This is a genomic window from Vibrio ouci (assembly GCF_004551525.1).
GTDB classification, from domain to species: Bacteria; Pseudomonadota; Gammaproteobacteria; order Enterobacterales; family Vibrionaceae; genus Vibrio; species Vibrio ouci.
The window spans coordinates 1-3800 of record NZ_SATR01000099.1 but is presented as its reverse complement, the minus strand read 5'-3'; the positions used below and the strand labels follow the sequence as shown (position 1 = coordinate 3800).

Genomic DNA, 3800 nt, shown 5'->3' with positions numbered 1-3800 from the left:
TGGAAAGTAAGGACCATTGAACTTCATCCATTCATCATTTGAAATAACCAAAGAATGGAGAGGTTCCAGTTCGTCTTCCTTGGCTGGTCTAATATCTACTTTCATATCTTCCTCAATACTTCCCGATTCTTTGTAGCAAACTAACGCCAAATTAAGGTGTGAACAACGCTAMCACCTTACCTAAASCATTGTGMCATAAACACTAAACTKACTTGAAGTGAAAGCACCAAGCGTTGTGAATCACTCTTAAATTTATTGTTATGCAACTGCTCCATAGCGTCTTAAGAACTCTTCTTTGCGATGCGCTTGAATACAGAAAGAACTGAATTCGTTGAAGCGTTTTAGCTGCCATAGAATGCCCTTGCCAAAGTCAAGATACACTGGCTTCTTTGCATTTAGCCACACTTGTTTTGGTCGTTTCCACTCATAGAAAAAATGACCAACATGAGTATCTTTAATTAAGCTCTCTATTTTATCAGATGAATGTATTTCGATTAGTTCGTCTGGTTGGCATTCTGAAATATGGAAGTAGATAAAGTGTGTTTTATGATTAATATTTCGAACGCCAATGTCCACCATAGATACATGGTTCGGGTCTGGTAATGCAGCCCTTAACTTCATATTTTTAGCTAGGTTCCTACCATTTACAACCCAAATCATATCTCCGTAGAATTGCTCACGAGACTGTAATTCCTTATGCGACATCGGTGAGTTTTGGAACTCTAATACCATACCATTAGGTAATTTAACGTCTGCTATGTGTTTTTCACCGACCTCATCAAAGTTGACAATCTCTTGATAGTCATTTGCCCAATGGTTTTTCCAGTCTCTGTGCCACTGACTTTCATTATCCCACCAAGGGTCACATGAATCTTTGCGTGCATGAGCCCAATGCCAACGTACTTTAGTACCACACTTAGACAGCGTTGGCTTACCACAAAACTGGCATAAACCTTTTACCTTCGGGGACGGTTCCTGCCTAACTCCGTCAACTAACGAAAACTTCATTCTAGCCTCTTGTTGCATAACGCCAAATTAAGTAGTGAGCAACGCTACCACCCTACCTAAACCATTGTGCCGTAAACACTAAAGCTGATTCAAACCGAAAATGCTAAGCGTTGCGAATCTGCTTAAATTTATTGTTAGCAAACATGGATTCGAATACGAAGTGCACCTTAGATTTCAGACAAAATTTCTTTAATTCCTTTTTCCTCTAGCTCATCCCAAAACGCATTTCGATGTTTTTCCAATGAAGTCTCACAGCGTTTCAGGTTGTTAATAATCGTTCTTTTTCCTTCAGCTTCTACACGATGCAATAACTCAACACGCATTTCATGAGCTTGTAATTCCGTTAGTCCATTGTTCACACAAGTGTAGTGTTTAAACTTTGCATCACAATCAAGAATCGCTATACGCTGTTTAGAAGTTTCAGACTTACATTTCGCCCATGAGCGCATTTTGTTTTCTGTTAGATTTGGGAAGTCACTTGGTAAAATTACCGTATAATAAGAGTCATTTGCGAATGTGACAGCATGGAGGTTATAAGTTTTCATGTTTGATTTTCCTTAATCAAATTAAATAATCCAATTTTAACAGCTCGAGTCACAAGTTCATTCGTAAACTCAAGTGAGTTTGCTAACGCCCAATTAAGTTGTGAGCAACGCTGCCACCTTACCCGAACACTTCACCTTAATCACTAAACCAACTGAAACCAAAAGTGCCGAGCGTTGCGAATCAGCTTGAATTGCTTGTTAGGCAATTGCCCCAAAGTCTACGGATTCCTTCAACAAATTAGTTAAAGGTAAGAATAGCGGCTCAGGGAGCTTGTCGAGTTCAAACCATTGCCACTGCTTACATTTGTTCGGCTCAGTAACCTGTGGCTCTCCCGTCAGGCAAGAAGCTACAACAAACAATGTTACGTAGTGCTTACCTTCTTTTTCAAAAACATCGTTGGTGAAGGCTAATTTCTTAAATGAGTCTACTGTTAAACCTGTTTCTTCGAGAGTTTCTCTTTCCGCACATTCTTCGATACTTTCACCCAATTCAAGATGCCCACCAGGAGTCGCCCAAGTATTAGCCCCATGAGAACCAATGCGCTCTCCAAGCAAGATACGACCTTCACGCAGAATGACTGCAGCCACTCCTACTCTCACTTCCTTATTCACTATTTACTCCTTTGTGAACACTTGTTTGCCTAACGCCAAATTAAGGTGTGAACAACGCTAACACCTTAGCTAAACCATTGTGCCATAAACACTAAACTGGCTTGAAGTGAAAGCGCCGAGCGTTGTGAATCACTCTTAAATTTATTGTTAGCTTTCTTGGATTCAAGTACGAAGTGCGACACCTCTGAAAAATAAAACAGTGAGATGTGGTATTCATAAATTTTGCTCCCGCCAAGAAGTAAAACTATGAAATATACACACCTCACTGAGAAAGAAAGATATACGATTTCTATCTTAAGAAAGCAAGGACTGCGTACTGCTGGAATCGCTAGATTACTCAACCGTCACAAGTCTACGATCTATCGTGAGATAGAACGTAATAAGCGATATAACAAATACTTTGACAGATACTCGTACCAACCTGGCTATGCTCAGCAACGAGCTCGGAATAGGCTCGCTCGTTCAAGGCGAAACAAGCGCTATGGCGAAACCGACTTCAGGCTCGTTGCAGCACTGCTGCAACTGGACTGGAGCCCTGAACAGATAGTTGGATTTCTAAGGCGAATTGGTCAAAAAACGATGAGTCACGAACTGATTTACCAGTATGTTTGGAATAACAAAGCAGAAGGCGGGATGTTGTGGAAACACCTACGCCAGTCAACTAAGCAAAGGCGTAAAAGATATCGCTCTAACGACAGCAGAGGCCGCTTAGCCGCAAAGAAACATATATCTGAACGCCCAGCCGAAGCAGAGCTTCGTCTTGAGCCTGGACACTGGGAAATAGACACTGTCATTGGGCGAGGAACCAAACACTGCATTGTGACTTTAGTAGATAGAATGACCGGTTATACTTTGATAGGCCAATTAGACGACAGAACGACTAATTCATTGAACAATCGAGTGAAGAAGATCATTAAGCAGTCAGACTTACCGTTCAAAACGATTACTGCTGATAATGGTACTGAATTTCACCAATATGCTCAGTTAGAAAAACAAACTAAGTGTTTGTTTTTCTTTGCTAACCCGTACCACTCATGGGAGCGTGGAACCAATGAAAACACGAATGGTTTAATTAGACAGTACTTACCTAAAAAAGCCTCTATGTCACATGTGACACAGAGGCTCTGTAACCAAATAGCTGGAAAGCTAAACTCGCGCCCAAGGAAAAGACTTGGGTTCTTTACACCTCAGGAGTATATTCATGCGCATCTGTAAAAAGTGTCGCACTTCAAACTTGATACTAAGTTTCTGTCTACAGAGGAGCGCTATTGAAATTCTGTGCCGTGATTTTCTAGTGTTTGTTTGCCACATTTAAGACAAACAACGTATCTGTCGGTTAACTCCAATGATGCTCCTCCAGGTAAAGAAGCCGCTGCTCCACTGAAGAAACCATCCAGAAACGCTTTGAACTGTTCTTTTTTTGACTTTCCATATTTTGAGGGTTTCTGCTTGATTGCTTCTGTATGTTCAGTTTCTCTCTCGCACTTTTCACAAAACCTTATATTCATACTGCCTCCAATGAGATTAACGCATGGAAAACGACAATACTAAGAATACCAAAAGCACTAAGTAAGTTTGTATTCTTACTTAAGACATTCGACTTTGTGCCCAAAGTTGAAAAGATAGCTAACGCCC

Annotated in this window: 5 protein-coding genes and 1 pseudogene; 1 reads left to right on the top strand and 5 read right to left on the bottom strand. The window is 40.8% G+C overall.

Features of this window, described 5'->3' with window-relative positions:
• From ELS82_RS27110 to ELS82_RS23570, 4 genes and pseudogenes are all read right to left on the bottom strand, one after another.
• Positions 1-105 (bottom strand): annotated as a pseudogene (locus ELS82_RS27110) (GNAT family N-acetyltransferase); the annotation flags it as partial.
• A 153-nt stretch (positions 106-258) separates the two neighbouring features.
• Positions 259-1008, bottom strand: coding sequence for a competence protein CoiA family protein (locus ELS82_RS23580; RefSeq protein ID WP_244230870.1), 750 nt, complete (start codon positions 1006-1008; stop codon positions 259-261).
• 167 nt (positions 1009-1175) lie between these two features.
• A complete protein-coding gene (locus ELS82_RS23575) occupies positions 1176-1553 on the bottom strand; it encodes a hypothetical protein (protein WP_134837599.1) in 378 nt (125 codons plus the stop codon).
• A 198-nt stretch (positions 1554-1751) separates the two neighbouring features.
• A complete protein-coding gene (locus ELS82_RS23570; protein ID WP_134837598.1) occupies positions 1752-2165 on the bottom strand; it encodes a nucleotide triphosphate diphosphatase NUDT15 in 414 nt (137 codons plus the stop codon).
• A gap of 246 nt (positions 2166-2411) precedes the next feature.
• Between ELS82_RS23570 and ELS82_RS23565 the strand changes: the two genes are divergently transcribed.
• The gene (locus ELS82_RS23565) at positions 2412-3380 is read left to right on the top strand and encodes an IS30 family transposase (RefSeq protein WP_134837597.1); all 969 of its coding nucleotides are present in this window, start codon (positions 2412-2414) and stop codon (positions 3378-3380) included.
• A 50-nt stretch (positions 3381-3430) separates the two neighbouring features.
• Here ELS82_RS23565 and ELS82_RS23560 read toward each other — a convergent pair whose 3' ends face one another.
• Positions 3431-3673 (bottom strand): hypothetical protein, encoded by a 243-nt coding sequence (locus ELS82_RS23560; RefSeq protein ID WP_134837596.1) that lies wholly within the window; start codon positions 3671-3673, stop codon positions 3431-3433.
• Between the last annotated feature and the right edge of the window lie 127 nt (positions 3674-3800).